Source organism: uncultured Nitratireductor sp. (assembly GCF_913053745.1).
Classification (GTDB): Bacteria; Pseudomonadota; Alphaproteobacteria; order Rhizobiales; family Rhizobiaceae; genus Nitratireductor.
The window spans coordinates 1-5595 of record NZ_CAJXGF010000223.1 but is presented as its reverse complement, the minus strand read 5'-3'; the positions used below and the strand labels follow the sequence as shown (position 1 = coordinate 5595).

General features: G+C 63.7%; 8 protein-coding genes. 1 reads left to right on the top strand and 7 read right to left on the bottom strand.

From position 1 onward, the window contains the following. The coding region (locus QZ638_RS22365; protein WP_295814734.1) for a TetR/AcrR family transcriptional regulator at positions 1-525 on the bottom strand (525 nt) is incomplete at its 3' end. A gap of 112 nt (positions 526-637) precedes the next feature. On the opposite strand from QZ638_RS22365, the gene QZ638_RS22360 reads away from it, so the two are divergent. Further along, positions 638-1207 (top strand): NnrU family protein, encoded by a 570-nt coding sequence (locus tag QZ638_RS22360; RefSeq protein WP_295814731.1) that lies wholly within the window; start codon positions 638-640, stop codon positions 1205-1207. On the opposite strand, the gene QZ638_RS22355 is transcribed toward QZ638_RS22360, so the two are convergent. From QZ638_RS22355 to QZ638_RS22330, 6 genes are all read right to left on the bottom strand, one after another. Further along, on the bottom strand, positions 1133-1876 hold the full coding sequence (locus tag QZ638_RS22355; protein ID WP_295814728.1) for a ribonuclease HII: 744 nt from the start codon (positions 1874-1876) through the stop codon (positions 1133-1135). The genes QZ638_RS22360 and QZ638_RS22355 overlap by 75 nt on opposite strands. 158 nt (positions 1877-2034) lie before the next feature. Then, a complete protein-coding gene (locus tag QZ638_RS22350; RefSeq protein ID WP_295814726.1) occupies positions 2035-3189 on the bottom strand; it encodes a PA0069 family radical SAM protein in 1155 nt (384 codons plus the stop codon). A gap of 225 nt (positions 3190-3414) precedes the next feature. After that, positions 3415-3969 carry a molybdenum cofactor biosynthesis protein B gene (gene moaB / locus QZ638_RS22345; protein WP_295814724.1) on the bottom strand — a complete coding sequence of 185 codons (555 nt, stop codon included), beginning with the start codon at positions 3967-3969 and terminating at the stop codon, positions 3415-3417. Then, positions 3947-4879, bottom strand: a complete 933-nt coding sequence (locus tag QZ638_RS22340) for a 4-(cytidine 5'-diphospho)-2-C-methyl-D-erythritol kinase (RefSeq protein ID WP_295814721.1) — start codon at positions 4877-4879, stop codon at positions 3947-3949. The genes moaB and QZ638_RS22340 overlap by 23 nt, the downstream gene beginning before the upstream one ends. Then, on the bottom strand, positions 4854-5039 hold the full coding sequence (locus QZ638_RS22335) for a hypothetical protein (protein WP_295814718.1): 186 nt from the start codon (positions 5037-5039) through the stop codon (positions 4854-4856). The genes QZ638_RS22340 and QZ638_RS22335 overlap by 26 nt, the downstream gene beginning before the upstream one ends. Positions 5040-5090: 51 nt before the next feature. Further along, positions 5091-5595 (bottom strand): S49 family peptidase (locus QZ638_RS22330; RefSeq protein WP_295814716.1); only part of this gene is annotated, 505 nt, incomplete at its 5' end.

Sequence of the window (5595 nt, the reverse complement as noted above, 5' to 3'; positions counted from 1 at the left end):
CGGAAGCAGATGGCCGATCCGTTCGCTGAAGGCGATGAGCTGCTTCACTTGCGCATCCGGCATATCGTCCAGGTTCGGGATCGGAAAGCGCTGTGTGTGCCAGATGGCGGCGACTTGCTCCAGGAACACCTCTCCGAAAGCGCTATGCGCGCTCTGGTCCGCGTCGGGTGGGGAGAGCGCCTCGCCCGGCGGCGCCACGGGATTTGCAAACAACCAGCCGAACTCCGCCGAATGATCGAGCGCCCAGCGACGCAGGGCGCGACATATCGCGTTCAGCCGGCGCGCCGGCGTGTCGGCCCGCGGCTGTGCAGCGGCCTTGCGCATGAAGGCGATAAGCTCGCTGAAGAACTCGGCACGCAGCGCTTCGATGAGCGCTGCCTGACTCGGGTAATATCGGTATAGGGCGGGGCCGCTCACACCCATCCGGCGGGCAATCGCGTTGATTGTGACCGCATTGCTTCCACCTTGTACGAGCAAACTTCGAGCGATCCCGTTGATCTCCCGGTAGGTGGCGGAGCGCTGCATCTCTTTACGGCTTGGAGCCGAGGTTTTTTCAACAGATTTCATTTGCATCGTTATGGATAATAATTTTAGTGATAGTATCTAACAGAAGTTAGATATGCAAATGGAGAACTTCATGACGCTGCTTGTGACGGGTCTCGCTCTCTTCCTCGCCGTGCACTCACTGTCGATCGTGGCGCCCGAGCTGCGCGCGCAAGTGATGGCAACCCATGGCAAAAGGGCGTGGTTGCTGCCTTATACCGCGATTTCAATTGTCGGTTTCGGCCTGATCGTGTGGGGTTACGGGTTGGCGCGGATGGAGCCGGCTTTCGTCTACGCGCCGCCGATGTCGCTGCGCCATCTGGCACTTCTCGTGCTTTTGCCGGTGTTTCCGCTGCTGATAGCCGCTTACGTGCCGAGCCGCATAAAACTGGCCGTACGCCACCCCATGCTTCTGGCAACGATTCTGTGGGGCCTCGCTCATCTCATGGCCAATGGTACATTCGCCGATCTGGTGCTTTTCGGCGGCTTTACCCTTTGGGCCGCGATCGACTGGGTCTCTGTGACAAACAGGCCGCGCAAGGCCGAAGCGCCCACGCCGAGAGGATGGCGAGGCGACGCGATCGCGGTTTTAGGCGGGTTGGCGGCCTACGGTCTTTTCGTCGCCGGTCTCCATCAATGGCTGATCGGCGTTTCGCCCCTTTGAGGCAGTCACAGGCTCGGCCAGATTCCGCAGCGGGGCAAAACTCATCCGGTGCAGGCGCAACACCGCACCATGCTCCGTTATGGCCGTGCGATGCCGCTTGGTCCCGTAACCCATATGTGTCTCGAACCCGTGATGCGGCGCGGTCCGGCTGGCGCGGCCCATCATCCGGTCACGCGTGACCTTGGCGACAATGGAGGCGGCGGCGATGGACTGGCTGCGCTGATCTCCCTTCACCACCGCGCGCGCCGGGCAGCAAAGCCCCGGCGGTACGTCACGGCCGTCGGCGAGGGCGAAAAGCGGCGTGACGCACAGTCCCGCGGCGGCCCTGCGCATGGCCTCGAGGCTGGCGCGCAGAATGTCGGAGCCGTCGATGCTGGTTGCGCAAAGGGAGGCCACGGAGACGCTGACGGCCATGTCGAGGACGGCGTCGAACAGACGTTCGCGCGCCTGGGCGGAGAGCCGCTTGGAATCGTCGAGCCCATCGGGCAGACGGTTGCCATCGAGAATGACAGCCGCCGCCACGACGGGGCCAGCCAGCGGACCACGCCCCGCCTCGTCGAGGCCGGCGACGGGCGCGAGGCCCTCGCGCAGCAGGCGGGCTTCCATCTGAAAGTCGGGGCGAACGGGCAAATCGAAAAGAGTGGGAGAATCGGAACGCGTGCGAGCCATGGTGCGGCGATGCTCGCATCGGTTCCGATTCTCCGCAAGGTCTTCCCGGCGACGAGGGGCGGAAAAGCCGGGAAGCTTCCGTCGGCTACGGGGATGCAAGCCGGACGGGAAGGCTGCGCCGCGCGAAGGCGCGGCGTCGATGGCAAAACAGAAGAGCGTTACAACAGCATGAGCTGTTCGCCTCCCGGCTGCGGCTGCTTGAACAGATCCGTTCTCAGCTTGCGCTTTTCCTGATTCAATCCCAGCCGTCTGGCGGCGATCTCGAATCGCCGGCCGATCTGCCAGGCATAGGGGCCGGTGCCGCGCATGCGCTTGCCCCATTCGGCGTCGTAATCCTTGCCGCCGCGCATGGAGCGGATCAGGGACAGAACATGGCGATAGCGGTCGGGCGCGTGGCGCAGAAGCCATTCCTTGAAAATGGGGCTGACCTCGAGCGGCAGGCGCAAAATGATGTACCCCGCCTCGCGCGCGCCGGCCGTGGCCGCGGATTCCAGGATCCGCTCGATCTCGCAATCGGTGAGACCGGGAATGATCGGCCCCATCATCACCGATGTGGGAATGCCGGCTTCCGTCAGCGCGCGTACGGTCTCGAGCCGGCGCGGCGGGGTGGCCGCGCGCGGTTCCATGGTGCGCGCCAGCTTGCGATCGAGTGTGGTGACGGAAAGCGCCACCTTGGCCAATCCCTGCTCGGCCATGCGCGAAAGAATGTCGATATCGCGCATGACGAGGGCCGACTTGGTGACGATGCCCACCGGGTGCTTGTGCGCCTCCAGCACTTCGAGGATTTCGCGCATGATGCGGAATTTCTTCTCGATGGGCTGATAAGGGTCGGTGTTGGTGCCGATGGCGATGGTGCGCGGCTGATAACCCGGTTTGGAAATCTCGCGCTCCAGAAGCCGCGCGGCATCCGGCTTGGCGAACAGCTTCGCCTCGAAATCCAGGCCCGCCGAAAGCCCCATATAGGCGTGGGTCGGGCGGGCGAAACAGTAGACGCAGCCATGCTCGCAGCCGCGATAGGGATTGACGGAACGGTCGAACGAAATATCCGGCGAACTGTTGCGTGTGATGATCGTACGCGGCTTTTCCACCTGCACTTCGGTCTTGAAGGGCGGCAGTTCCTCCATGGAACCCCAGCCATCGTCGAAAACATGCCGGGAAACGGGTTCATAGCGCCCCGACGGATTGATCCCCGCCGCGCGGCCCCGCCTGCGTTCCGAATCGATGCGAATGCCGGACCGGTCGATCACCGTGTTCGCCATCGCAGCGCCGCCGCCATCGAAGGCGGCCATATCGGCTCTGGTAATCTGCTCCATGGGTGACTCCATGCCTGGACGAACTGACCGGCTTTCAGGGACGCGGGAACAAGGTGGAAAGCAGAATCAGCGTCGCTTTCGATGAAACTATTCCTATCGAACAAATGAGAACAAAGCAAGAACTTTAAGCGACGGCAACGCGCATTGTCCCGTCCCGACAGGCATGACGGATCGACACCGCGGGCAGCGACGCGACGTGAACGGGGGCTTGAGAATGTGGGGGCGTCAGGCCGACTTGCCGCCGCCGCGCTTCAGGTGCTCGGCAAGGCGCGGCATGATCTCGACGAAATTGCAGGGCATGTGGCGATAGTCGAACTGGTCCTGGAGAATGCCGTCCCAGGCGTCGCGGCAGGCACCGGTCGAGCCGGGCAGAACGAAGACGAAGGTCTGGTCGATGAGCCCCGCGGTGGCGCGCGATTGCACCGTCGAGGTGCCGATCTTCTCGTAGGAAATGCGGTGGAACACCTGCGAGAAACCATCCATGCGCTTGTCGAAAAGCGGCTCGAGCGCTTCCGGCGTCACGTCGCGTCCGGTAAAGCCGGTGCCCCCCGTGGTGATGACGGCATCGATGCCGGCGTCGGCACACCAGAGCTCGACCGCCATGCGGATAGCGGCCACGTCGTCGGGGACGATCTTGCGGTCGGCCAGGGTGTGACCGGCCGTTTCGATGCGATCGGCGAGCGCCTGACCGGAACGGTCGTCCTCCAGGCCACGCGTGTCGGAGACCGTCAGAACGGCGAAGCGTACGGGGATGAATTCACGCTCTGGCGTGGTCTGCATGGGTGCGCTCCGCGGCTCGGGTTTCGGTGTTGAGAACGAACCAGTCGGGATGTTCGGCGCCAAGCCCCGCGCTGGCGCGCGCGGCCATTTGCGGGGAAGAGAATATGCCGAAACAGGTGGCTCCGGACCCCGACATCCGGGCCGCTAGAGCTCCGGCCTCCTTCAGGCCGCCGAGCACATCCGCGATCTGCGGCACAAGCGCGCTGGCGGCCCGCTCCAGATCGTTGCGCGCATCACTCAGCCACGTGGCGGTCGATCTCGCGTCCGAGAACACGCCGAGGGCGGGCAGCGGGCTGTTGTCGCGCCTTTGAAGGCTTGAGAAAACATCCGGTGTGGAGAGCGGAATGTTGGGATTGACCAGCACGAGCGGCAAGGCGGGGAAAGGCTGCAGAACTTCAAGCGTCTCGCCGACGCCGCGCGCGACCAGCGGTCTCGATGCCAGGCACATGGGCACGTCGGCGCCCAGGCCGAGGCCAAGTTTTGCGAGGGCCGCATCGCTTATATCGATGTTCCAGTGGTCGACGAGAAGCCGTAGGGCGGCTGCCGCATCGGCAGAGCCGCCACCGACGCCGGAGGCGACAGGCAGATTTTTCTCCAGATGCAGATGTACCGGCTTGCGCGCCGCACCGCCAAACCTGTCGCGCAGAAGATCGCGGGCGCGGGTGACCAGGTTGGTCTCACCGATGGGCACATGGGCGGCGTAATGGCCGGAAACGAAAAAGTCGTCTTCCTTCCCGTCTTCCACTTCGAGCAGATCGCCATGGTCCGTGAAGGCGACGAGACTTTCGAGCAGATGGAAACCGTCGGCGCGACGCCCGACGACGTGCAGCGCCAAATTCACCTTGGCGGGAGCGGTCATGCTGGCCATTCGCTCGGCTTCGGACTTAGTCTTTGGCGACGCGGTATTCACCCGTTTTCGGGTCGAATACGAGTGTGCCCATGCTGCCGTTCGCCGCTTCCTTGCGTGCACGACGAGCCTTGGCGGTCACGCGTTCGGCCTCGCGCACCAGTTTTCGGTAGCCGACATAAGCGACCACGCCGACCGCGGCGAAGAAGATCAGTTGCGGCATTGTCGATCCTCCGGTTTCATGCCCGCGAGTTTATCCGCATGGCCTCTTTCGTCAAAGCCCGTAGCGTTGCCAGAGCGCCTGTTCCTCGGCAGCCTCCATGAGGCCCGAGGCGGCACTTCCGGCAAGGACGGCGCCCAGATCCGGCGCATTGGCGGCGCTGCCCGAAATGCCGAGCTTGCGGCCCAACAGGCCGCGCGGCTGGGTGATGAGGGCGAGCTTCGTCTTTTTGCCGTAACGCTCCTTGAGCACGGACCGCATGTCGCCGAGACCATCCACGAGGCCGAGTTCCAGAGCCCGTGTGCCGGTCCAGAACGCGCCGGTGAAAAGCTCCGGATCGTCCGAGAGTTTCGCGCCGCGGCGATCCTTGACGAGATTGATGAACATCTCGTGCATTTCGAGTTGCAACGCTTTCAGGCGCTCGACGTCTTCTTTCTTTTCGGGCTGGAACGGATCGAGGATCGCCTTGTTCTGGCCGGCCGTGTGAACACGGCGCTCGACGCCGATCTTCCTGATCATCTCCTGAAAGCCGAAGCCGGCGGAGACGACGCCGATGGAA